The sequence below is a fragment of the Reyranella sp. genome (assembly GCF_965227665.1).
Taxonomy (GTDB): Bacteria; Pseudomonadota; Alphaproteobacteria; order Reyranellales; family Reyranellaceae; genus Reyranella.
On the sequence record NZ_OZ245767.1, the window covers coordinates 1,333,938 to 1,356,559 of the forward strand.

The following is a 22,622-nucleotide window of genomic DNA, read 5'->3' on the forward strand; positions in this document are numbered from 1 at the left end:
GTCAGTCTTCCCCAACCCACCTCACCCTGAGAGCTTGTGAGTGTATTGGGCAAGCTCTCGGGGGTGTATTGGCGTGGGCTGCTACGCCGGGCGCCGTTGTTGTCTTGGGGTGCGTTGGTGGCCGTAGCCGTGCAGGCCCCGGAATGGCCTGGTCATGCCTTGGCTGTCTTGAGGCGATGCCCGGCGATGATGTTGTTGGCGAGGGCGAACCAGAGCAGGATGGTTTTGACCTTGTGAACGCCGCGCACGGTGAACTGGCGCAGGCCCCACTGCCGGAAGCGGGCGTTGATGCACTCGCCCATCGCCCGTCGTTTGTAGACGCTCTTGCCGTGCGGGCTTCGCATGCGCCGGCGCCAGGCGGCAACGCCGGGACCGTCCTTGGGCCGAGGCGCATAGGGATCGCTCTTGTGCTTGTTGCGGGTGGTCGGTCCGTAGATCAGCACACCCTGCTCGAACGCCTCTTCCGTATCCTCGTTCTTGTGGAAGCCCCCATCGACCAGATGGCGCCGGGGCTGCCGTTGATAGCGTTCTTTCAGCCGCTCCAGCATGGGCCGCAGCAGGCCGCGGTCCGAACCCGTGGTGTCGATGGCGACGTCGACCACGATCTGGCCTTTGGCCACCGTGCCGATCTGGCAGTTGTAGGCCGGCCGGAAGCCGCCATCGGCCATCTTCATGACGCGCGCCTGGGGATCGGTGGTCGAGGTGCGAGGCTCCTTCTGCTTGGCCACCTGCTTCTTGTTGGTCTTGCCGCGTCGCTCCCGCTCGGCCTCGATCTCGGCCAGCTTGTCGAGCGCCGTCGCCACGCGCTGCTCGCGCTCGCGCGCAGCCCGCTCCTGGGCCGCCTTGATGCGCCGGTTGCTGGCGTCGGGGTCCTCGTCGAGTTCCCGCTTCAGATACTCGACCAGCCGGCGTGCCTTCTTCAGGTGCTTGTGCAGGCTCTGCCGGCGCCGGAACGAAGAGCCTCCCGCGCCCGCCCGCACCCGAACCCCGTCCTGCACCACCTCGGCAAGCTCGATCACATCCTCCGCCATGAGTGCCGCGATGTTGTGCGTCAGAAGCCGATCCAGCAGTTCGCCATGACCGCTGCGGAAGTCGGCCAGACCGTGATAGTTCACGCTCACCCCCCCGCACAGCCACCGATAGGCATCGTGGCTCGCGCACAGCCGCTCCAGCGCCCGCGCGCTGCCCACGCCCTGGCTCGTCGCATAGAGCCACAGCGCCAGCAGAAGACGAGGGCTCGCCGGAGCCTGGCCCGGCGTGTGCTCGCGAGCCCCGATCGCGTCCTCCAGCACCTTCAGGTCCAATCGCTCGACATAGCGCCAGATCACCCGCGCCGGATGATCCGCCGCCAAAAGGCTGTCGAGATCTACCGACCGAAGTTCCACCTGCCGCCGCTCCGGCTCGCGCATCCGCGGCTTGCCCGACCCGGGCTCGGCCTTCGCCACCAACTGCTCCGGAAGGCCCCCGAACAGATCCTTCTCCGGCATCAACTCCTCCACCAAATTCGCTTCGATGGAATCATCCCGGGCGGGCATCCGAAAGACAAAGATTCACAAATTCTGAGGAGCGCTCCGAAGGAGCGCGTCTCGAAGGGTGGGCACGAGCACCACGTCTGTTGCCCATCCTTCGAGACGGCCCTTCGGGCCTCCTCAGGATGAGGTGGTGTGGGTGAACTTGAAGCGGAAGCACTCTAGGGCGTCTGCGAAATATGGGCGGTGCGATCGTGCCCGGGATGGCTGAACATGATCTCCAGGGTGCGGAGGTAGGTGTGCAGCCCGGCATCCTGGATCGGCAGGACGTGGGCATCCTCGCCCGATTCGTTGTGGTGCGAATGCCAGTAACCCGGAGGCGTGATGAAGCTGGCGCCGGGCGCCCAGTCCTCGCGCCTGCCGTTCCTGATCATCCCGGACTCGTCGAGTTCCGTGCCGATCATCGTGTAGCAGCCGGGCTTGCAGTCGATCACGAAATCGACCGCCACCGATTCATGGCGGTGCGGGTACTGCACCGCATCCTTCGGCAGCAGACCGAACATCGTCCACATCGTGTGGGTGATGGTGCGGGTGGCCGGGAAGTTCCGGTTGGCGAGCAGGACGCTGACGCGATTGGCGTTCGCGGTCTTGGGATCGGTGGCGATCTCGTTCAGCTTCTGCTGTGCCTTGCCGTGCTGATAGAAGGTGGGCTTGAACCGCGCGACCGTCGGCGATGCGCCGAGATAGCGCAACAGCGGCGCGTCGTGCACCCAGTAGAGCCCGGCCTCGCCCTCCGAATGATGCAGCGCATGGCCGTGCGCCGGCAGCACCATGTAGTCGCCCTGCGACCAGTGGATGGTCTCGCCGCACGCATCGGTCCGCCCATTGCCGCGAAACACGAAGAACACCTGGCTGGTCGCCTCGGCCGAGGTCATGACCGAGCCGCGGACGATCCGGATGAAGTTGGCGCAGAGCGCCGGGCTGGTCGCCGGACCGACGATCCCCAGCTCCTCGCTGACATCGAGCGGCTGCACGCGCGTCGGCCCCTCGTCGAAGAAGGCCGGCGAGAAAGTCCGGTACGGCACCGGCGGAATGATGCCCTGCTGGATCGGATTGGCGGCCGAGCTGTAGTCGAAATACTGCGCGTCGCTCGTCAGCAGGTCGTAGTTGGGGAAGCTCTCGATGCCAGCCACACAAATCTCCTCGTCTGGGATCACGTAGGACACGGTCCGCTCAACGAGGGCAGTTTGTAGACGACCGAAATCCCGAGTCTACGAAGGAAATGTTGGCCAAGGAGCCCGGCGAAGTCGGCCGGAAGCAATATTGTTGCGCGGAGAGCCCTGATTCGGGGGGTGCGACTCCCGCTTCGATTGTTTCGTTTATTTCGTTTGTTTCGATTATCCGCCGGGACTCCGGCGTTTCGGCGGCCTTCTAGACCACGGTCTCCTTCAACTTGCCCGCCCGGCCGAGCACGAAGGCCACGGCGGCGAGCGCCAGCACGGTGAAGGCGATCAGCAGGGTCGCCACGGCCGTGATGGTCGGGTTTACCTCGAGGATGAGCTCGTTGAACATCTTCTTCGGGACGGTCTCGTACTTGCCGGCGATGAACGAGGTGACGATGACCTCGTCGAAGCTGCCGATGAAGGCGAAGATCCAGGCCGCGAAGACGCTGGGCGCCAGGTTGGGTAGCACCACCTTGCGCATCGTGTAGCCCCACGAGGCACCGAGACTCCAGGCGACCTGCTCGATCCTCTGGTCGAACTCCCGGATCGCGACGCCCAGCACCATCATCACCAGCGGCACGTTGAGCAGCGTGTGCGCGACCACGAGCCCGACCAGCGAGCCCAGCAGCCCGACCTTGGCCAGCCCGAGATAGAGAGCAATCGCCACGATGATCGTCGGCACGATCAACGGCGCCATGAAGTTGCCTTCGGCCCAGTCGCGTCCCTTGAAGGTCCCGCGCCGCAACCCGTAGGCCGCGAGGCCGCCCAGGATCAGCGCCGCCACCGACGAAATGGCGGCCACGAAGGTCGAGGTCCACATCGCCTCCATCCAGCGCGCATCGCCGAAGAAGATCTCGTACCAGCGCAACGACAGGCTGGGCGGCGGAAAGGTCAGCGCCCGCGCCGAGGAGAAGGACATCGGGATCACGATGACCAGCGGCACGGTGAGGAAGACCAGGCCGAAGATGCCCATGGCCGCCAGCCCGCGCCGCGTCCAGGCCGAGCCGCCGATCGCTTCGCGCGTCATGCCCCCTCCTTCATGCCGAGGCCTTGCGGTCGAGCCGGCGATAGGCGGCGAAGATCACCAGCGTCACGATCAGCAGGATCGTTGAGATGGCGGAGGCCTGCTCCCAGCGCGGAATCTGGTTGATCAGCGTGTCGAGCAGGTTGGAAATCATCGGTACGCGGCCGCCGCCCAGGATCGCGGGCGTCACGTAGAAGCCAAGACAGAGAATGAAGACCAGGAGTGCCCCCGCGGCCAGCGCCGGCAGGGTGAGCGGGAAATAGACCTTCCAGAAGATGGTGCGCGGCGGGGCGCCCAGCGAGGCGGCGGCCTGCAGCAGCCGGTCGTCGATGCGGATCATGGCGGCGAACAGCGGCAGCACGAGGAACGGCAGCAGCACGTTGGCCATGCCGATCGTCACGCCCAGCTCGTTGTAGAGAAAGGAGACCGGCGCGTCGGTGAGCCCGCTCCATTGCAGGGCGCGGTTCACCAGTCCGCCATTCCCCAGCACGACGATCCAGGCATAGGTGCGCACGAGGATCGAGACCCAGAAAGGCAGCACGACCATCGCCAGCGCGATCATGCGGCCGCGCCGGCCCAGCCCGCGCATCCAGTGCGCCAGCGGATAGCCGATCAGGATATTGGCCAAGGTCGCGATCAAGGCGATGCGCATCGTGTTGCCCAGCACGCGCAGGTAGACCGGCGCTTCGAGCAGGCCTTCATAGTGTTCGAGCGTGAAGCCTCGCCCCTTCTCCCAGAAGGCGAGGCCCAGCATGTAGACGATGGGCGCATTGAAGGCGACGACCATCAGCACCAGCAGCGGTGCGATGAATCCGAAACCTTCGAGGCGAGTCGTCCGCGTCATTTGTTCATATCATTGCTGGGGCGCGCCACTCCTGTGGCGCGATCATGATGATGAAAGACGCGCCACTGGAGTGGCGCGCCCCGGCGATGACCCCAATCACAGGCTGAGCTTGAAGGCTTCCCACTTCTTGTTCACGGCCTCGCCGTTGGCGGCCCACCATTCGGCGTTCTGGAACCACTGGACAGCCTTGTTCTGCTTGCTGGACGGAAACTCCGACAGCTTGTCCTTTGGCAGCAGCGCGTCGAGGTCGGGGCTCGGGCCGGTGTAGGAGACCACGGTCGCCGCCTTGGCCTGGTTGGCGGGCAGCGACATCTCGTACATCAGCTTGTAGGCGGCGGCGCGATCCTCGGGCTTGGAGCCCTTGACGATCGAGAAGTAGGACAGGTCAGCCATGCCGCCGTCGAAGTTGCAGCCGAAGGCGGGATCGCCGACGACGCGGCCCGACCAGCAGATCACATACTGGACCTCGTTGTCCTTCATGAGCTGCGGCGGCTGCGCGCCCGCCTTCCACCATACGGCGATGTCCTTCTTGATCTCGTTCAGCTTCTTGAAGCCGGTGTCGACATCGAGCGGGAACAGCTTGTCGGCCGGAACGCCCGTCGCCATGACGGCGAACGGCAGGCAGTAGTGCGGGAAGTCCGGCAGGCAGCGCTTGCCCGGGAACGCCTTGGTGTCGAAGAACTCGGCCCAGTTCTTGGGCGCCTTGGCGCCGGCCCGCCAGGCCATGATGGTCGAGAAATACTGGTAGCCGAACCCGTACTCGTTCTTGGCCTCGGGGAACATCGGCGCCGGATTGACGGCGGCCCAGTCGATCGGCTCGATCAGCTTCAGGTTCTTGGCCTGCACCAGCGTGCCCGAGCCCAGTTCCATCAGCACCGTGCTGGTCTGGCCGCTTTCGACCAGCGCGCGCAGCTTGCCCAGCGAGTTCGGGCTCTCGCGAATGACCTTGATGCCGGTCTTCTTGGTGAAGGGCTCGATGTATCCCACCTCGATCGAATCGCCGGACTTGCCGCCGGACTCGATCATGCGGATTTCCTTGACCTGTGCCCGAGCCGTTCCGGACAGGAGGCTCACGGCCGGCAGGGCTGCGGCGGCACCGACGAATGTACGTCTCTTCATCTCGATCCCCTTTATGTTACCGGCCACACATCGGCCGACTCCCACGAAACGCTGACACGCTCTCCCGGCGCATGCGCCGTGCCGAGGAACGGCACGGACGCCACGACCGATTGATTGCCGTCGACGGCCAGGTGGTAGCGCACCATCTGGCCCAGATAGATCGCCTCGACGACGCGCGCCGGCCGCCCCTGCCCTTCGGCGGCGAGGCGGACCCGCTCGGGTCGCACCACGCCTTGCCGGCCGTCCGGCAGGGCGACGAAGTTGGCGATGCCCAGGAACTCCGCCACGAAGCGGTTCGCGGGCCTGAGATAGGCCTCCGTCGGCGCCGCGACCTGCTGCGTGCGGCCCTTGTCGAGCACCATGATGCGATCGGAAAGAGAGAGGGCCTCTTCCTGGTCGTGCGTCACCAGCAGCGTCGTCACGCCCAGCGATCGCTGGAGCTGCTTCAGTTCGACCTGCAGCTCCTCGCGCAGCTTGCGGTCGAGCGCACCCAAGGGCTCGTCGAGCAGCAGGATGTCGGGCTTGAAGACCACGGCCCGCGCCAGTGCCACACGCTGCTGCTGTCCGCCGGAGAGCTGTGACGGGCGGCGCCCCTCCAGGCCGTCCAGCCGGACCAGCTTGAGCGCGTCGCGCGCCAGCCTGTCGGCCTCGGCGCCGCCGATCTTGCGGACCCCCAACGGAAACAAAACGTTCTCCAGCACGGTCATGTGCGGGAACAGCGCGTAGGACTGGAAGACCAGACCGATGTTGCGTTCCTGCGCCGTCGCATGCGTCACGTCGCGGCCGCCGATGAAAATGCGCCCCGAGGTCGGCCGGTTGAGGCCGGCGATCAGCGACAGCAGCGTCGTCTTGCCCGAGCCGCTCGGCCCGAGGATGGTGACGAACTCGCCCTGCGTCACCGAAAGGTCGACCTGGTCGGCCGCGGCGAAGGTGCCGTAGCGCCTGGTCACGCCTTCGAGACGGATATCCGACATCTAGGCGCGGGCCAGTTTGGCCATGGCACGATCGGCAGCGGCGAGCGTCTCGTCGATCACCGGCCTGTCGTGCGCGGTGGAGAGGAACCATTTGCCGGCCTGCTGGGCACGGACGCCCTCTTCCTGCAGGGCCGCATGGAAGGCCAGCATGGCATCTCGGTCGCAGGCCGCCGAGTCGCGATAGTTCCGCGGCGCCGGGGCCGTGGTGAAGAAGGTCTGGAAGATCGCCGGCATGCCCTGAACCCGGATCGGCAGCTTGTACTTGGTGGCCAGGGACGCGAGGCCCTGCATCAGCTCGGTGCCGCGCGCTTCGAGATCGCGATAGACCGCGCCGCCGTCCGCTTCGAGGATATCCAGTGCCGCCAAAGACGCCGCCATGCTCTGGACGTTACCGTTATAGGTGCCGCCGTGCATCACGCCCTTGTCTGCCAGCGTATCCATGATGTCGCGCCGGCCGGCGACCATGGCGAGCGGGAATCCCGCCGCAACCGCCTTTGCATAGATGCTGAGATCGGCCTTCACGCCGAACTTCGCCTGCGCGCCCCCCAGGCCCACCCGGAAACCGGTGATGACCTCGTCGCAGATGAACAGCGCACCGTGCTTGTCGCAAAGCGCGCGGACGCCTTCGAGATAGCCGGGTGCCGGCGGGATGGCGCCGCCGTTCACCATGATGGGCTCCATGATCACGCCGGCGATCTCGCCGCGATGGCGCTCGAGCGTCTGTTCCAGCAGGTCGAGATCGTTCCAGGTGCAGACGGCGACGTCGCCCAGGACGCTGGCCGGCATGCCGGGCGACCCTGCGACCGGAACCGGCGCATCCGCGGGCCCGGCCTCGTTCAGCGGCGGGCGGGCACTGATATAGGCCTGGTCGCTCCAGCCGTGATAGTGGCCCTCGAATTTCAGGATCTTGTCGCGGCCGGTGAAGGCGCGGGCCAGGCGGAAGGCCATCAGCACCGCTTCCGTGCCCGACGTCGTGAAGCGCACGACCTCGGCGCTTGGCAGCACGCCGCACAGCCGCTCCGCCAACTCGGTCTCGCGCGGGTTCTGCGCGGCGAAGAGCTGGCCCTCACCCAGGGAGGCGGCAACGGCCTCGATCACCTTCTTCGGCGCGTGCCCCAGAATGGCAGGCCCGTTGCCCAGCACGTAGTCGATGTGCACGTTGCCATCGACGTCGTAGAGGCGCGCGCCCTCGCCGCGGGCAAAGAACAGGGGCACGGGCACGCTGGCGTAGCGCACGTTGCTGCTGACGCCGCCGGCCAGGTGCTTTCGGGTCTTCTCATAGAGTGCGATCGATTTCGCGTAGGAGCGCATGTTCCTCACCCAGCAAGAACGATGCCCACGACAGATGCGCGCGGCAAAATAATGTGATCACAAATCGAGCCAAGCGTAGCCGCCGCTTTCCAGACCAGCAATGCATTTTTGTGATCACAAATTCTGCACGCCTGGTCTATGCTCCCCAACCGATGGCCCGCACCGCGCCCTCTCCGGACGCTGCCGACACCTCGCTCCGCCAGCAGGTGTACGCGTCCTTGCGTGAGGCGCTGACCATGGGCCGCTTCGCGCCGGGCCAGAAGGTCACCTTCCGCTACGTTGCCGGCGTGCTGGGCGTCAGCCTGACGCCGGTGCGCGAGGCGCTGCGCCGGCTGGTCGCCGAAGGCGCGTTCGAGATGAACCCCAACCGGTCGGTCCGCGTCCCGCTGATGACCCGCGACAAGGTTCTCGAACTGCGCGACATCCGGATGGAGCTCGAGGGGCTCGCCGCGGCCAAGGCGGCCCTCGCCGCGACGCGCCCCCAGATTGCCGAGATCCGCCGCGCCGCGCGTGAGATCCTGGTTGCCCGGACGCGCGGCGACAGCGCGACCGATCGCCAGAAGGTGCGCGAGTTCCATTTCGCCGTTTATGCCGCGGCGGCCCAGCCGACCCTGCTGCGCCTGATCGAGGGGCTGTGGCTGCAGACCGGCCCCTACATGAACCTCCTCTATCCCGACTTCATCTCCTCGTCGCGCGGACCGGCCGGGCGCCAACGCCTGATCGCGGCGTTGGAAGCCGGCGATGCCGCGGCGGCCCGGCGGGAGATGCAGAACGACATCCGCCGCGCCCTTTCCTATGTGGCCGGCCTCGCCGACGAGAATGGCAATATCGCGCCGGCCATCCCGGCAACCGCCGGAAAGCGACGCCGTCCGTCGGACAGCGCCCCCGTCTTCGACCTTCAACTCAACTGATCAGGAGGACATCATGGCCCAGCAACTCAGCAATCAACGCATCGCCTGGTTCAACGGCAAGTTCGTGCCCGAGAGCCAAGTCATGATCCCCTTCCGCGACCGCAGCTGGAAATACGGCGACGGCGCCTTCGACATGACCCGCACCTTCAACGGCGTGCCGTTCCGGCTGAAGGAGCATATCGACCGCTTCTACCGCTCGCTGCGCTACCTCCAGATCGATCCCGGCCTGTCGCCCAAGGAGATGATCGCGCACAGCGAGGAGGTCGTGGCCCGCAACGAGCATCTGCGCGCCGAGGTCGGCGACTGGTGGCTGGGCCAGCGGGTGAGCCGCGGCGTCGACGCGGTGGGCGACGAAGGCTGGGAAAATGTCGGCCCGCAGGTCGTGATCGAGATGACGCCCCTGCCACTCTCCAAGCGCGGCAAGCTCTATCGCGAGGGCGCCGAGGCGATGACCACGACGGCGCGCCGCATCGCGCCCTCGATGCTCTCGCCGCGTGCCAAGACACACAACTATCTCAACATGATCATGGCCGAGAAGCCGATCAAGGCGCTCAATCCCGACGCCTGGCCGATCCTGCTCGACGAGAACGGCAACCTGGCCGAGGGCCTGGGCAGCAACATCTTCATCGTGCGCGAAGGCCAGCTGTTCACGCCGTCCGAGCGCTACGTCCTGCCGGGCGTCAGCCGTCAGATGACCATGGACATGGCCAAGCAGATCGGCGTCGAGTGCACGCCGGGCGACATCGACCTGTTCGACGCCGCCAATGCCGAGGAGATGTTCCTCACCTCGACCAGCCTCTGCATCCTGCCGGTGAAGAGCTTCAACGGCGCGCCGGTCGGCGACGGCAAGGCGCCGGGCCCGATCACGAAGAAGCTGATCGACGCTTACTCCAAGAGCGTCGGCTGCGATTTCGTGGCCCAGTATCTCAAGTTCTCGCAGTAGCGAACGACGCCTTCGCAGGTGCATGGAGAGGGGGACGACGTCCCCCTCTGCCGGGCGTAGACTTCTTCCTTGTGGTGGATCGCGCTCTGTCGTGATCGCGACGGACCGCGACCTTCGGACTTTCGTTCGCAAGGAGGCAGTCATGGCGACCCAGAACCACATCCGCAATCCCCTCGAATGGGGATGGGACCATCTCAAGCAGACAAGCGAGGCCGTCGGCTCGGCGGCCACCACCATGGACGGTGCCTGGGAGGATCGCGCTTCGGCGCAGCCCACGGTCCGTCGCATCACCGCGGCCGATGTCGGCGATGCGCTGGCGAAGGGCGTTCGTGACTTCGGCGCCGCCCGCACCGACGTCGTCATGCTCTGTCTCCTGTACCCCGTCGCTGGCCTCGCGATCTCCCGCATGGCCTTCGACTACGGCATGCTGGCGCTGGTCTTCCCGCTGATCGCCGGCTTCGCGCTCGTCGCGCCGATCTTCGGGCTCGGCCTCTACGAGATCAGCCGCCGGCGGGAGCAAGGGCTCCACGCCCGCTGGACGGACGCCTTCGCCGTCGCGCGCTCGCCCAATATCGGCTCGATCATCGTCATGGGCCTGCTGCTGCTGGCGATCTTCTGCCTGTGGCTGTTCGCGGCGAACCTGCTCTACACCGTCACCCTCGGGCCGGACGCCCCCGTCTCGGCGCAGGCCTTCGTGCGGGATGCGCTGACCACGCCGCAGGGATTGACGATGACGATCGTCGGCATCGGCGTAGGCTTCCTGTTCGCGCTGGTCGTCCTGGTGATCGGCGTCGTGTCGCTTCCGATGTTGCTCGATCGCCCTGTCGGTGTCGGCACCGCCATCGCCACATCGGTCCGCGCGGTGCGGATGAACCCCGGGCCGATGGCGATGTGGGGCGTGATCGTGGCGGCGGGCCTCTTTGTGGGAGCGCTTCCCCTGCTGATCGGGCTCGCCATCGCGCTGCCGGTACTGGGCCACGCGACGTGGCACCTCTATAGAAAGGTCGTCGTGACCTAAGAAGACAAAGAGGGGGGAGAATGCTCGACTGGACGGTGAAACAGCCGGCCGACGGCATGGTCGTCGCGCCGGACGAGCGGCTGCCGTGGCTGCAGACCGTGCCGCTGGGCATCCAGCATGTGGTGGCGATGTTCGGGGCCACGGTGCTGGGCCCCCTGCTGATGGGCTTCGATCCCAACGTCGCCATCCTGATGAGCGGTGTCGGCACGCTGATCTTCTTCTTGGCCGTCGGCGGCAGGGTCCCGAGCTATGTCGGGTCCTCCTTCGCCTTCATCTCCGTGGTCGTGGCAGCGACCGGATACGCCGGCCAGGGCGCCAACGCCAACATCGCACTGGCGCTGGGCGGCATCGTGGTCTGCGGCGCGCTCTACGCGCTGATCGGACTGGTCGTGATGGCGGCCGGAACCGGCTGGATCGAACGGCTCATGCCGCCCGTCGTGACCGGCGCCGTTGTCGCCGTCATCGGCCTCAACCTCGCCGCCGTGCCGGTCAAAAACATGGCGCCGACCTCGTTCGATGCCTGGATGCAGGCCGTGACCTTCATCAGCATCGCGCTGGTCGCGGTCTTCACGCGCGGCATGACCCGGCGCCTTCTGGTGCTGGTCGGGCTGGTCGTGGCCACGCTCGTCTATGCGCTGCTGGCCAACGGGCTCGGATGGGGCAAGCCGGTGAGCGCCGCCCTGCTCGAGCAAGCCGCCTGGTTCGGCATGCCTGCCTTTACCGCGCCCGTCTTCGACACCAGGGCGATCGTGCTGATCGCGCCCGTCGCGCTGATCCTGGTCGCCGAGAATCTCGGCCATCTGCGCGCCGTCAGCGCCATGACCGGCCGCAACATGGATCCCTATGTCGGCCGCGCCTTCCTGGGCGATGGCATCGCGACCATGGTGGCGGGCGGTGTCGGCGGCACCGGCGTCACCACCTATGCCGAGAATATCGGCGTGATGGCCGCGACCCGCATCTACTCGACCGCCCTGTTCGTGGTCGCCGGCCTGTTCGCCATCCTGCTGGGCTTCTCGCCCAAGTTCGGCGCGCTGATCCACACGATCCCGCTGCCGGTGATGGGCGGCGTGAGCATCGTCGTGTTCGGATTGATCGCCGTCGCCGGCGCCAAGATCTGGGTCGACAACAAGGTCGACTTCGGCAACAGCCGCAACCTCATGGTCGCCGGCATCACGCTCGTGCTGGGCACCGGCGATTTCACCCTGAAGTTCGGCGACTTCGCCCTGGGCGGAATCGGGACCGCCACCTTCGGCGCGATCCTCCTCAATGCGGTTCTCGATCGCGAGAACCGCCGGTAGTCCAGGAAGCGCCACACGGCATCTTGTGGCTGGTCGCGAGCGCGTATGCCAGAACGGCAGCGCTTTCACGGCCGCGCCGGTCCACCCCGGAGCGCAACAATCGAGGATATGGGCGATGGCGACGCAGTGGGGAGAGGGCTATGTCACGGACCTGGAGTACACGGCCGGTTACTATCGCGAACTGAACCCGTCGCTCCTCAGGTTCGCCTGCCTCCATGGCGGTATCCAGCCGCCGCCTGCCGGGCCCCTGAACTACCTGGAGCTGGGCTTCGGACAGGGGCTCAGCCTCAACATCCACGCCGCCGCCTGCCCCGGAACCTATTGGGGAACGGACTTCAACCCGTCCCATACCGCCCGTGCCGCGCAGTTCACCGATCCGCAGGACGGCAGCATCCGCCTGCTCAACGATTCCTTCGCGGAGCTTCAGGCGCGATCCGACCTGCCCGATTTCGATGTCATAGCGCTGCACGGCGTCTGGTCCTGGATCTCCGACGCCAACCGCCGCGCGATCGTCGATATCGCCCGCCGCAAACTGAAAGTCGGAGGCATCCTCTCCGTTTCCTACAACTGCGACCCGGGCTGGGCCGCCCTGCAGCCTCTGCGACACCTGATGTATCTGCATACGCGGATGAACACGGCGCCGGCGGGTGGCCGGGCCGCCAGCGTCGACCAGGCCCTCGCCTTCTCCAGCAAGCTCGAGAAGGCGGGTGCTCTGTACTTCCGGAACAATCCGCAGGTTGGCCCCTTCCTGCAGGCCATCTCGGCGATGGACCGCAAATACCTGGTCCACGAGTATCTCGGTGAGGACTGGCAGCCGATGGCGTTCTCCCAGGTGGTCGACTGGTTGGCACCGGCGCGTGTCGAGTTCGCGGCATCGGCAAACCTGCTGGACCAGGTCGAGAACCTGATGCTCAATCCGGCCGGCCGGCAGCTGGTCGCGGAGGCCGGCAATCGTGTGCTGCGCGAGACGATTCGGGACTATCTGGTTCATCAGCGCTTTCGCCGCGATATCTTCGTGAAGGGGCTGCGGCCGCTCTCGGCGGTGGACCGGCTCGAACAGCTCGACCGCCAGTCGATCGTCCTGAAGACCCTGCCGTCCCAGGTCCCCTCCAAGATCGCCGGCCCGTTCTTCGAGGCCAATCTTCAGCCCGATGTCTACGGGCTCCTGGTCGAAGCGCTGGCTTCAGACGGCCATGCGCCCAAGACCATCGCCGATTTGCGCGCGCGAGGAGCGGCGCGGAATGTCAGCGCGGCCCACATCGTCGAAGGGGTCGCGATGCTGATCGGGATGGATCACGCCGTACCCGCAGAGGCCGCCACGGCGGAAAGCCGCCGCCGCTGTGCCGCCCTCAACCGGGCGCTGTGCGAGCGGGCACGCCGCGGTGATGAGTTTCCCTGCCTGGCGTCACCGGTCGCCGGTACCGGCATCGAGGTGAGCCGTCTGCAGCAATGCTTCCTGTTGGCACTCGCCAACGGCGCGACCGATGCCGTTGCCGTGGCCCGGGATGTATGGGCCATGCTGTCGGCGATGGGTCAGAGCGTTCTCAAGGATGGCAAGGGACTGGAAGGTGCGGAGGCCAATCTCGCCGAGCTCGAGCAACAGGCGGCCGCTTTCCAGTCGCAGCGGCTGCCGCTGCTGAAATCGCTGGGCGTGTCCCTGGCCTGACGCCTCTCGCGAAGGCGTCGGCCGTGATGGCGTTCGCGGGGTTTGTGTCGCCCTCATGCAAGGGCGGCGCCGCGGCCCCTACCGGCGTATCGCCGCAAGGGCCGACGCAAAGCCCTTCATGTTGATCGTGAAGGTGACCGTTCGTCCGTCGGCTGTCTGCAGGACGGCCTCGCCCTGAACCAGAGCCGAGGCCTCCTTGGTAAAGGCATCGTCGATGGGCAGCGTGGCGGTGCAGAAGGTGGAATCGCAGGTGGCGATGGGCACCTTGCGAGACTTGTCGGCAAACTTCAGCTCGAGACCGGGGGGAATCGTGAGGCCGGTCACGAAGCGCCACACGTTCACCGGAGCGCCGTCCTTGTTGAGGCCGAGGAACCAGACGAACACCGGCTGGCGCTGATTGTTGGCTTCCTGCGCGATCACCAGTTCAGCCGAACAGACCCGTTTTTCCTTCGGGTCCGCGCCCTCACGGCATGTCACCGTCCAGTTGTCGTAGGTCAGGATCTCGGTCCGCGACTGCGGGGCAGGAAGACTGGGCGTGGCGGGCGGCTTCTGGGCCTGTGCGGCGCCACCAGACACCACCACCCCCAATACCGTGCACAAGGCCGAGTAGCGGATAGCCTGCATCAATCCAAAGGTCACTGTAGGCAAGCCCCCGCGAATTCCAAAGGTCGTCGTTTGCACAAACGGGCGAGGAAGCGTCTAGCATTCGGCATTCCCGACGTCCAACTCGCCCCTGCGAGCCCGGTCAAGCGCCCCAAACCGATCGCGTCGTCGCCCCCGAAGATCAGCCCGATCAACCGGTGATTGCTGTCGGCAGCATCACCGGCCCGGGGCGATCTCGATCTTCTTCCCCAACTCAGAACTGCTTGCGGAGTCCGATGTTGAAGCTGGCACCCGAGAACTGGCCACCGAAACGATAGTCGCCGCGGACGAAGCCCAGGAAGTCCTGCTCCGTCAGCTTGAAGTTCAAGCCCGCGGCAACCTGCCCGAAAGTGCCGACCCGATCGGACAAGGTCTGGAAGGTGTAAGCGGAGCCCCCGCTATTGATGGTCGCGGTGGCCTGTACGGGAGCCGCGAATTCGTTCCACACCGCGGCCTGGAGGAAGGGTCCCAGCTGTATCGTCGGAGTAGCCTCGAACGTGGCGCCGACGCTGGCGCCCGCCCTTCCCAGCAGCGAGGTGATCGGCTGGAAGCCGATCGACGCGGACGTGCCCGCCAATGCCGGATTGAAGGCGACGCTGTCGAAATTATAGCTGCCCCAGGTGAGTCCCAGCAGGGGCTCGACGTAGTAGCGCTCGGCGAAATCGAACCGGTTGACGAGTTTGGCGTTGACGGTGACGCCGCGGCCGTTGAGCGGCGTGTTGGGCGCCAGGAGGTAGCCGCCTGCGGCGCCCCCCGCCAGATCGCCACTGAAGGACCGCACGGTGCCGCTGTACTGATCGTAGCGGACGTCCACTGCGGCCGAGAACGAGCCCTTGGACAGGTTGGCGTAGGCTGCCACGTAGGGCACCTCCACCGAGATCCCGGTGTTGGTGCTGCTGGTGGCGCCACCGGGTAGCGGCGTCGTGAAGTTCGAATTGGTGTTCAGGTTCGCATAGCCTCCGAACACGCCGACGACGACGTTCCACTGGCTCTCCGAGATGTTGAACATCCCGAAGTCTGCGCCCACCTGGACGCCACTGAAGGCGGTCGTGCCCTGGCTGTTGCCCGAGGCCGGCGAACCCAGCCCGTAAGTCGTGCTGCCCAGGTTGGTGTTTGTGCTGCCGTACATGATGCGCACCCACGGCCCGCCATTGATCTGATCGCGCTGCGGGTTGTTCGGCCTCGAGACGATCGGCGACTCGCCCTGGAAGAAGCCGGCGTTCAGCGACGTGATCATGCTCGACAGGCCGCCGGCGACGCCGGCGATCGGACCGCTGTTGAAGACCGACTGCAGGGTGGCGTTCTGTCCGCTGCCGCTTTGGACCAGGTAGTTGTTGATGAGGCCCGAGGACAGCGACGACACGATACCCGTATTGGTGACGGAGAGAGTTCCGCCGCCGTTGAGGGCCAGCACCGTCTGCGGCGCGGAGTAGACCGGGAGGGCGCCCCCCGGGCTGACGTTCGTGAAGGTCATGGTCTGCGAGCCGCTCGACACGCCGTTGACGGTCAGCCGGCTCGTGCCGTTGGTGTCCACGGACGTGTTGATGACGCCGGTCCCGCCAAGGCCGCCGGTGATGGTCATCCGATGCGAGGAAGCGGGCGTGATGCTCGTATTCGAAGAGATGATGCCGCTGTTGATGAAGTTCGCGACGTTGAACGTGTTGTTGTTGCCAGTGTAGGTCAACACGCCGTGTTGGAGTAGGTGTTCACCCCCGTGACCGTTCCATTGAAGTTGTTGAACGTGCCACCGGCATTGTTGACGATGTTCCCGCCCAGCGCGTTCCACGTGCCCGTATTGTTGATCGTGCCCGAGTTGCTGTCGACGGCGCCGTTCCAGGTTCCGGCATTCGTGATCAAGCTGGCATTGGTGATGACCTTGCCGTTCCACGTGCCGCCGAGGTTGTTCGCGATCGTACCCGTATTGGTGGCGACGTCGCCGTTATAGACGCCGGCGTTCGCCACGCTGCCGGCGTTGTTGAGCGCATCGAACACGGTGCCGAAATTGGTCAGGGTGCCGCCGGCGAGATTGTTGATGCCGCCCGCCAGGGAGTCGAGAGTGCCGCCCGCACCGACGTTGATGCTCGCGCTGTTGGTCAATCCCACGCCGCCGATCTTGAAGGTGCCACCGGACACGTCGACCGAGCCGCCGCTGACGGTCGCGCCATTCTGCGCGGTGAAGGTGCCGCCTGTGACGTTCGTGGTGCCGCCCGTCTGAAGAAAATCGGCCGTGGTCAGCGTGCCGCTGGTCGTCAGCGTGCCGCCCGCAAGCTTGGTCTGTCCGGCGACCGTCGTCGTCCCGGCATTGGTCGTGCTGCCGCCCGTCTGGGTAAACGCCGTTGCCGTCAGCGTGCCGGCCGCACCCACGGTAAGCGCTGCGCCGGTGTTGGAGAGACCAACGCCGTTCGCCGCGGCGGTCCCGCCCTTCACGTCGAAGGTGCCGGCGACGAGGCTCGCGCCATTGGCCGCCTTGAACGTACCACCGGTCACCGTCGTGCTGCCGCCGGTCTGCAGGAAAGTGTCGGTGGTGAGGGCGCCGCTGGTCGTCAGCGTGCCACCTTCAACCTTGGTCTGCCCGGCGACGGTCAGCGTGCCGGCATTGGTCGTGCTGCCGCCCGACTGCGCAAAGGTCGTCGCCGTCAGGGTGCCGGCCGCGCCCACGGTGATCGCCGCGCCGGTGTTGATCAGGCCCACGCCGTTCGCCGCGGCGGTCCCGCCCTTCACGTCGAAGGTGCCGCCAAGGAGGCCAGCACCGCTGGTCGCCGTGAACGTACCGCCGGTCACCGTCGTGCTGCCGCCGGTCTGCAGGAAAGTATCGGTGGTCAGTGTGCCGCTCGTCGTCAGCGTGCCGCCCACAAGCGTGGTGAGGCCCGATACCGCCATCGTCCCGGCATTGTCGGTGCTACCGCCCGTCTGGGTGAACAGTGTGCCCTTCAAGGTGCCGGCAGCGCCCACGTTCACCGTCGCTCCGGTGTTCACCAGACCGGCACCGTTCATCTCCGCCGTGCCGCCCTTCACGTCGAACGTACCGCCGGTGAGAAGCCCGCCAAGGCTGCTCGTGAAGGTGCCGCCCGTCACCGTCGTGCTGCCGCCAGTCTGCAGGAAGCCGGCCGTCGTCAGCGTGCCGCTGCTCGTCAGCGTGCCGCCCGCGACCGTCGTCAGGCCCGATACCGCCATCGTCCCGGCATTGTCGGTGCTGCCGCCCGTCTGGGTGAACAGCGTGCCCTTCAAGGTGCCGGCCGCGCCCACGTTCACCGTCGCCCCGGTGTTCACCAGGCCCAGCCCGTTCATCTCCACGGTGCCGCCCTTCACGTCGAACGTACCGGCAGCGAGTTCGCCGCCGATGCTGCTGGTGAAGGTCCCGCCCGTCACCGTCGTGCCGCCCGAGGTCTGCAGGAAGCCGCCCGTCGTCAGCGTGCCGCTGCTCGTCAGCGTGCCGCCCGCGACCGTGGTCAGGCCCGATACCGCCATCGTTCCCGCATTGTCGGTGCTGCCGCCCGTCTGGGTGAACAGCGTGCCCTTCAAGGTGCCGGCCGCGCCCACGTCCACCGTCGCGCCGGTGTTCACCAGGCCCAGCCCGTTCATCTCGGCGGTGCCGCCCTTCACGTCGAACGTACCGGCAGCGAGTTCGCCGCCGATGCTGCTGGTGAACGTGCCGCCGGTCACCGTCGTGCCGCCGCCGGTCTGCAGGAAGCCACCCGTCGTCAGCGTGCCGCTGCTCGTCAGCGTGCCGCCCACAAGCGTGGTGAGGCCCGATACCGCCATCGTCCCGGCATTGTCGGTGCTGCCGCCCGTCTGCGTGAACAGCGTGCCCTTCAGGGTGCCAGCCGCGCCCACGTTCACCGTCGCGCCGGTGTTCACCAGGCCGAGACCGTTCATCTCCACGGTGCCGCCCTTCACGTCGAACGTGCCGCTGGCCAGTTCGCCGCCGATGCTGCTCGTGAACGTGCCACCCGTCACCGTCGTGCCGCCCGAGGTCTGCAGGAAGCCGCCCGTCGTCAGCGTGCCGCTGCTCGTCAGCGTGCCGCCCGCGACCGTGGTCAGCCCCCCGATCGCCATCGTCCCGGCATTGTCGGTGCTGCCGCCCGTCTGCGTGAACAGCGTGCCCTTCAAGGTGCCGGCCGCGCCCACGCTCACCGTCGCGCCGGTGTTCACCAGGCCGAGACCGTTCATCTCCGCCGTACCGCCCTTCACGTCGAACGTACCGGCAGCGAGTTCGCCGCCGATGCTGCTCGTGAACGTGCCGCCGGTCACCGTCGTACCGCCCGAAGTCTGCAGGAAGCCGCCCGTCGTCAGCGTGCCGCTGCTCGTCAGCGTGCCGCCCGCGACCGTGGTCAGCCCCCCGATCGCCATCGTCCCGGCATTGTCGGTGCTGCCGCCCGTCTGCGTGAACAGCGTGCCCTTCAAGGTGCCGGCCGCGCCCACGTTCACCGTCGCGCCGGTGTTCACCAGGCCGAGACCGTTCATCTCCGCCGTGCCGCCCTTCACGTCGAACGTACCGGCAGCGAGTTCGCCGCCGATGCTGCTCTTGAACGTGCCACCGGTCACCGTCGTGCCGCCGCCGGTCTGCAGGAAGCCAGTGGTCGTCAGCGTGCCGCTGCTCGTCAGCGTGCCGCCCGCGACCGTGGTCAGGCCCCCGATCACCATCGTCCCGGCATTGTCGGTGCTGCCGCCCGTCTGCGTGAACAGCGTCCCCTTCAGGGTCCCGGCCGCGCCCACGTTCACCGTCGCGCCGGTGTTCACCAGGCCCAACCCGTTCATCTCCGCCGTGCCGCCCTTCACGTCGAACGTACCCGCAGCAAGTTCGCCGCCGATGCTGCTGGTGAAGGTCCCGCCGGTCACCGTCGTGCCGCCGCCGGTCTGCAGGAAGCCGCCCGTCGTCAGCGTGCCACTGCTCGTCAGCGTGCCGCCCGCGACCGTGGTCAGGCCTCCGATCGACATCGTTCCGGCATTGTCGGTGCTGCCGCCTGTTTGCGTGAACAGCGTCCCCTTCAAGGTGCCGGCCGCGCCCACGTTCACCGTCGCCCCGGTGTTCACCAGGCCGAGACCGTTCATCTCCGCCGTGCCGCCCTTCACGTCGAACGTGCCGCCCGTGAGGCCGCCCCCGAGGCTGCCCGTAAATGTTCCTCCGGTCACCGTCGTACTGCCGCCAGTCTGCGCGAAGGCGGTGGCCGTCACGGTCCCGCTGCTGGTCAGGCTACCTCCCGCCTGCGTGAGCAGGAGCGTCGTTACGGTGCCGCCAGGTCCGATGTTGACGGTGGCGCCGAGGTTGCTGAGACCCGCCACGCCATTCGCCGCCACCGTGCCGCCCGTCACGTCGAACGTGCCGCTCGTCAGGGTCGCCGCCGTGTTCGTCGTGAACGTCCCGCCGGTCACCTTCGTGGCGCCCGCCACCTGGGCAAAGACGTCGGCCGTTACGGTCCCGCTGCTCGTCAGGCTGCCGGCCACCTGCGTGAGCAACGGCGTCGTCAAGGTGCCGCCGTCGCCGATGTTCACCGTGGCGCCGAGGTTGCTGAGACCCGCCACGCCATTCGCCGCCACCGTGCCGCCCGTCACGTCGAACGTGCCGCTCGTCAGGGTCGCTGCCGTGTTTGTCGTGAACGTCCCGCCGGTCACCTTCGTGGCGCCCGCCACCTGGGCAAAGACGTCGGCCGTCACCGTCCCGCCGCTCGTCAGGCTGCCGCCCGTCTGCGTGAGCAGCGCCGTGGTCACGGTGCCGCCCGCGCCCACCGTGACGGTCGCGCCGAGGTTGCTGAGCCCTGCCACGCCGTTCGCCGCCACCGTGCCACCCGTCACGTCGAACGTGCCGCCCGTGAGGGCCGTGGCTGTGGTCGTCGTGAACGTCCCCCCCGACACCGTCGTGCTGCCGCCGGTCTGGGAGAAGGTGGTCGCGGTCAGGCTTCCGCTCGATACAGTGACGTCTGCGCCAAGATTGCTGAGCCCCACCAGGCCGTTCGCCGCGACAGTGCCGCCCTTTACGTCGAATGTGCCGCCCGTGAGGGCCGTCGCGGTGGTCGTCGTGAACGTGCCCCCCGACACCGTCGTGCTGCCGCCGGTCTGGGAGAAGGTGGTCGCGGTCAGGCCGCCGCCCGAAACGGTGAGGTCGGCGCCCGTATTGCTGAGACCCAACAGACCGTTCGCCGCGACAGCCCCACCCTTCACGTCGAACGTACCGCCGGACAAGGTCGCGCCGTTGGACGTCGTGAACGTGCCCCCGGTCACCGTCGTGCTGCCGTCGCTCTGGGTAAACAGGCCGCTGACGCCCAGCGTGCCGCTGCTCGTCAGGGCGCCGCCGGAGACCGTGCCAATACCCGAAACCGACAGGGTCCCGGCATTGTCGGTGCTGCCGCCGGACTGCGTGAACAGCGTCGCCTTCAGGGTGCCGCCCGCGGCCACGCCAAGGTCGCCGCCGCTGTTGGTCAGCCCCAGGCCGTTCGCCGTGACGGTGCCGCCGTTCACGTCGAACGTACCGCCGGACAAGGTCGAGCCGAGGCTGGTCGTGAACGTCCCCGTCGTCGTGACCGCGCCACCCGACTGGTTGAACGAGTTGCTGATCTTGACCGTGCCGGTATTGGTTATCGTGCCGCCCGTCTGCTTGAACGAACCGGTGACGTCGACCGTACCACTATTGTCCAGAATGCCCGCACCGCTCAGCGTATAGGCAGTGCCGAGCGAGGAGAGAGCGTTACCGACCGAAAGAGTCTTCCCGTTGGTGGAGAGCGTATTGCCGGTCTGCGAAAGAGTGCTGGCAGAGCTGTTGGCCGAGAGAATCGTGTTACGGGTCGACGGTCCGATCGTCGCCGCCTTGCCGCCAATAAGCGCGTTGCTGGGGACGCCGTTGCTCCAGTTGGAGCCAGTCGACCAATCGGTGCTGCCCGGATCCGGCTTCCAAGCGCTCTGCGCACTCGCCAGCTGGGGGATCATGACGGCCGTGAGCGCGGAACCGACCAACAATGCGGCGCGGTAACCACCAGACAGAACCGCCCGCGGCGCAGACTTCGTCATCGTTTCTCACTCCCCAACCGGCCCGGCGACAGGACCGCGAGACGCCGCCTCTTCGCGCGGCATCAATCGTTCACAATTTGCGACACTCAACCCTGAATCGCATTACACTGTCAAGATGCAATCTGGGGGCGTGTCGAATTCGACGGGCGACAATTGGGGAAGTGATGCTCGGGGCGATCCTGCTGGACGCGGCGCCGAGAGCCGCTAGACGCTAGACGCGCAAGTTCGATAGCGAAGAGAAATTCGCACAGGGTTGCAACTTCAGGAAGGCTGCAACTTCATTTTTTTCAAGCTCACTCGCGGCGTCGGTCCCGTCCGGCCGTCAGGACGTTGCGCTGCATATCGATCGTCCCGATCGCCTATGTGAGGAGCCGATAGCCGAATGTGTGGCATTCGCTGAGGCCACACTGGAACACCACCGAAGCAAAGTTGATGGCGCAAATCAGCACGACGTAGAATTCCGCTAGGCGCGTTGCCCAGGCGAGCGGTAGCCGTTCGGTTCGCGGCAAAAGGCGCGGCGCTCCGAAGAGTGTGAGCCGAAGGGCGAGAGCGAGCAGCAGACACACGCCGATCACGACCGACCAGACAGGCATGTGAATGCCGAAGACCGCACTGCCGATGTAAGCGTGACCAGGGCGCGGGAAGAGGTCGAGCAAGGTCTGCCTTGTCGCAATGATCAGCAGCAGAAGAGCAAAGAGCTGGGCGATGCCGCCGCCCCGCTCCGACTCATGCGTGCGGAGTTGATGAAGCAGCCCGAAGCAGCAGCCGAACATGGCCACTCTCTGGAGCAGGCAGAGCGGGCACGGAATCTCCCCGAATGCAAATTGCATGACCAGCGCAGCGGTGAGAATTGCCGCCAGGATCATCGTCAGGAGCAGCAGGACGAGCCGATCCAGCATGACCAGGGTGGCGGGCTCGATGCGCAATCGGGGCATTCAGCTGCTTCCCGCGGGGCGCGCGTGCCTCAGCTCGACCTGCAGCCAGGGCATGCGGAAGCCGTAGTCGGGGCTGTAGATCTCCCAGAGGAAAATGCCGACGACCATGATGAACGACAGGAAGAGACAGGCCATCGCCGGTCGCGTCAGATTCAGGAGACGGAGCACCAACGCCGCCACCAGCACGGCGAAAGTGGTCGCCATCATTGGCAGGACCGGTCCGTCCAGCGCGATCTCATGGCA

Annotated in this window: 17 protein-coding genes; 5 read left to right on the top strand and 12 right to left on the bottom strand. The window is 66.6% G+C overall.

Annotated elements, in window-relative coordinates:
* Window positions 1–152 precede the first annotated feature (152 nt).
* The 7 genes from ACO07I_RS06450 to ACO07I_RS06480 form a co-directional block, all read right to left on the bottom strand.
* Window positions 153–1,487 carry an IS1182 family transposase gene (locus ACO07I_RS06450; protein WP_422009756.1) on the bottom strand — a complete coding sequence of 445 codons (1,335 nt, stop codon included), beginning with the start codon at window positions 1,485–1,487 and terminating at the stop codon, window positions 153–155.
* Window positions 1,488–1,690: 203 nt separating this feature from the next.
* On the bottom strand, window positions 1,691–2,662 hold the full coding sequence (locus ACO07I_RS06455; RefSeq protein WP_422015476.1) for a hypothetical protein: 972 nt from the start codon (window positions 2,660–2,662) through the stop codon (window positions 1,691–1,693).
* Window positions 2,663–2,900: 238 nt separating this feature from the next.
* A complete protein-coding gene (locus ACO07I_RS06460; protein WP_422015478.1) occupies window positions 2,901–3,719 on the bottom strand; it encodes an ABC transporter permease in 819 nt (272 codons plus the stop codon).
* A 10-nt stretch (window positions 3,720–3,729) separates the two neighbouring features.
* Window positions 3,730–4,560 (bottom strand): ABC transporter permease, encoded by an 831-nt coding sequence (locus ACO07I_RS06465; RefSeq protein ID WP_422015480.1) that lies wholly within the window; start codon window positions 4,558–4,560, stop codon window positions 3,730–3,732.
* 96 nt (window positions 4,561–4,656) lie between these two features.
* The gene (locus ACO07I_RS06470) at window positions 4,657–5,679 is read right to left on the bottom strand and encodes an extracellular solute-binding protein (RefSeq protein WP_422015482.1); all 1,023 of its coding nucleotides are present in this window, start codon (window positions 5,677–5,679) and stop codon (window positions 4,657–4,659) included.
* An 11-nt stretch (window positions 5,680–5,690) separates the two neighbouring features.
* Window positions 5,691–6,653: an ABC transporter ATP-binding protein gene (locus ACO07I_RS06475; RefSeq protein ID WP_422015484.1), complete on the bottom strand. Its 963-nt coding sequence runs from the start codon at window positions 6,651–6,653 to the stop codon at window positions 5,691–5,693.
* Window positions 6,654–7,964, bottom strand: a complete 1,311-nt coding sequence (locus tag ACO07I_RS06480; RefSeq protein WP_422015486.1) for an aspartate aminotransferase family protein — start codon at window positions 7,962–7,964, stop codon at window positions 6,654–6,656.
* A 110-nt stretch (window positions 7,965–8,074) separates the two neighbouring features.
* Between ACO07I_RS06480 and ACO07I_RS06485 the strand changes: the two genes are divergently transcribed.
* The 5 genes from ACO07I_RS06485 (at window position 8,075) to ACO07I_RS06505 (ending at window position 13,800) form a co-directional block, all read left to right on the top strand.
* A complete protein-coding gene (locus ACO07I_RS06485) occupies window positions 8,075–8,875 on the top strand; it encodes a GntR family transcriptional regulator (RefSeq protein ID WP_422015488.1) in 801 nt (266 codons plus the stop codon).
* 13 nt (window positions 8,876–8,888) lie between these two features.
* Window positions 8,889–9,818: an aminotransferase class IV gene (locus ACO07I_RS06490; RefSeq protein WP_422015490.1), complete on the top strand. Its 930-nt coding sequence runs from the start codon at window positions 8,889–8,891 to the stop codon at window positions 9,816–9,818.
* A gap of 142 nt (window positions 9,819–9,960) precedes the next feature.
* Entirely contained in the window at window positions 9,961–10,836 is an 876-nt protein-coding gene (locus ACO07I_RS06495) for a DUF2189 domain-containing protein (RefSeq protein WP_422015492.1), read from the top strand.
* A gap of 20 nt (window positions 10,837–10,856) precedes the next feature.
* Entirely contained in the window at window positions 10,857–12,134 is a 1,278-nt protein-coding gene (locus tag ACO07I_RS06500; RefSeq protein WP_422015494.1) for a solute carrier family 23 protein, read from the top strand.
* A 115-nt stretch (window positions 12,135–12,249) separates the two neighbouring features.
* A complete protein-coding gene (locus ACO07I_RS06505) occupies window positions 12,250–13,800 on the top strand; it encodes a class I SAM-dependent methyltransferase (RefSeq protein WP_422015496.1) in 1,551 nt (516 codons plus the stop codon).
* 78 nt (window positions 13,801–13,878) lie between these two features.
* Here ACO07I_RS06505 and ACO07I_RS06510 read toward each other — a convergent pair whose 3' ends face one another.
* The 5 genes from ACO07I_RS06510 to ACO07I_RS06530 form a co-directional block, all read right to left on the bottom strand.
* Window positions 13,879–14,424 (bottom strand): invasion associated locus B family protein, encoded by a 546-nt coding sequence (locus ACO07I_RS06510; RefSeq protein ID WP_422018177.1) that lies wholly within the window; start codon window positions 14,422–14,424, stop codon window positions 13,879–13,881.
* Window positions 14,425–14,656: 232 nt separating this feature from the next.
* Window positions 14,657–16,129, bottom strand: coding sequence for an autotransporter outer membrane beta-barrel domain-containing protein (locus ACO07I_RS06515; RefSeq protein WP_422015498.1), 1,473 nt, complete (start codon window positions 16,127–16,129; stop codon window positions 14,657–14,659).
* Window positions 16,123–21,444 (bottom strand): beta strand repeat-containing protein, encoded by a 5,322-nt coding sequence (locus tag ACO07I_RS06520; RefSeq protein ID WP_422015500.1) that lies wholly within the window; start codon window positions 21,442–21,444, stop codon window positions 16,123–16,125. The genes ACO07I_RS06515 and ACO07I_RS06520 overlap by 7 nt, the downstream gene beginning before the upstream one ends.
* A 359-nt stretch (window positions 21,445–21,803) precedes the next feature.
* The gene (locus ACO07I_RS06525) at window positions 21,804–22,343 is read right to left on the bottom strand and encodes a disulfide bond formation protein B (protein ID WP_422018179.1); all 540 of its coding nucleotides are present in this window, start codon (window positions 22,341–22,343) and stop codon (window positions 21,804–21,806) included.
* 36 nt (window positions 22,344–22,379) lie between these two features.
* A complete protein-coding gene (locus ACO07I_RS06530) occupies window positions 22,380–22,586 on the bottom strand; it encodes a hypothetical protein (RefSeq protein ID WP_422015502.1) in 207 nt (68 codons plus the stop codon).
* Between the last annotated feature and the right edge of the window lie 36 nt (window positions 22,587–22,622).

Excerpts from the sequence above, each read along its gene's own strand:
- ACO07I_RS06450 (WP_422009756.1), bottom strand. The coding sequence starts at position 1,487 with ATGCCGGAGAAGGATCTGTTCGGGGGCCTTCCGGAGCAGTTGGTGGCG.
- ACO07I_RS06460 (WP_422015478.1), bottom strand. The coding sequence starts at position 3,719 with ATGACGCGCGAAGCGATCGGCGGCTCGGCCTGGACGCGGCGCGGGCTG.
- ACO07I_RS06465 (WP_422015480.1), bottom strand. The coding sequence starts at position 4,560 with ATGACGCGGACGACTCGCCTCGAAGGTTTCGGATTCATCGCACCGCTG.
- ACO07I_RS06470 (WP_422015482.1), bottom strand. The coding sequence starts at position 5,679 with ATGAAGAGACGTACATTCGTCGGTGCCGCCGCAGCCCTGCCGGCCGTG.
- ACO07I_RS06475 (WP_422015484.1), bottom strand. The coding sequence starts at position 6,653 with ATGTCGGATATCCGTCTCGAAGGCGTGACCAGGCGCTACGGCACCTTC.
- ACO07I_RS06480 (WP_422015486.1), bottom strand. The coding sequence starts at position 7,964 with ATGCGCTCCTACGCGAAATCGATCGCACTCTATGAGAAGACCCGAAAG.
- ACO07I_RS06490 (WP_422015490.1), top strand. The coding sequence starts at position 8,889 with ATGGCCCAGCAACTCAGCAATCAACGCATCGCCTGGTTCAACGGCAAG.
- ACO07I_RS06495 (WP_422015492.1), top strand. The coding sequence starts at position 9,961 with ATGGCGACCCAGAACCACATCCGCAATCCCCTCGAATGGGGATGGGAC.
- ACO07I_RS06500 (WP_422015494.1), top strand. The coding sequence starts at position 10,857 with ATGCTCGACTGGACGGTGAAACAGCCGGCCGACGGCATGGTCGTCGCG.
- ACO07I_RS06505 (WP_422015496.1), top strand. The coding sequence starts at position 12,250 with ATGGCGACGCAGTGGGGAGAGGGCTATGTCACGGACCTGGAGTACACG.
- ACO07I_RS06510 (WP_422018177.1), bottom strand. The coding sequence starts at position 14,424 with ATGCAGGCTATCCGCTACTCGGCCTTGTGCACGGTATTGGGGGTGGTG.
- ACO07I_RS06520 (WP_422015500.1), bottom strand. The coding sequence starts at position 21,444 with ATGACGAAGTCTGCGCCGCGGGCGGTTCTGTCTGGTGGTTACCGCGCC.
- ACO07I_RS06525 (WP_422018179.1), bottom strand. The coding sequence starts at position 22,343 with ATGCTGGATCGGCTCGTCCTGCTGCTCCTGACGATGATCCTGGCGGCA.
- ACO07I_RS06530 (WP_422015502.1), bottom strand. The coding sequence starts at position 22,586 with ATGATGGCGACCACTTTCGCCGTGCTGGTGGCGGCGTTGGTGCTCCGT.